The 358-nt window shown below is 65.4% G+C and carries 1 pseudogene; it reads left to right on the forward strand.

The features are described 5' to 3' along the window. Nucleotides 1-358, forward strand: a pseudogene (locus tag EN818_RS31135) (bifunctional salicylyl-CoA 5-hydroxylase/oxidoreductase); the annotation flags it as partial.

Below are 358 nucleotides of genomic sequence, written 5' to 3' on the forward strand. Positions count from 1 at the left end.
GCCGTTCAAGCTGCGCGACATGGCGCTCAACAACCGCATCGTCGTCTCGCCGATGGCGCAGTACAAGGCCGTCGACGGCTGTCCGACCGACTGGCATTTTGCTCACTATGCCGAGCGCGCCAAGGGCGGCGCCGGCCTCGTCTATATCGAAATGACCTGCGTCAGCCCCGAGGGGCGCATCACGCCCGGATGTCCCGGCTTCTACAAGCCTGAGCACGAGGTCGCGTGGAAGCGCCTGGTCGACTTCGTCCATGCCGAGACCGAGGCCAAGATCTGCGCCCAGATCGGCCATTCCGGCGCCAAGGGTTCGACCCGCGTCGGCTGGGAGGGAACGGATGTGCAGATCGGAAGAGCACAC

Source organism: Mesorhizobium sp. M3A.F.Ca.ET.175.01.1.1 (genome assembly GCF_004791945.1).
Taxonomy (GTDB): domain Bacteria; phylum Pseudomonadota; class Alphaproteobacteria; order Rhizobiales; family Rhizobiaceae; genus Mesorhizobium.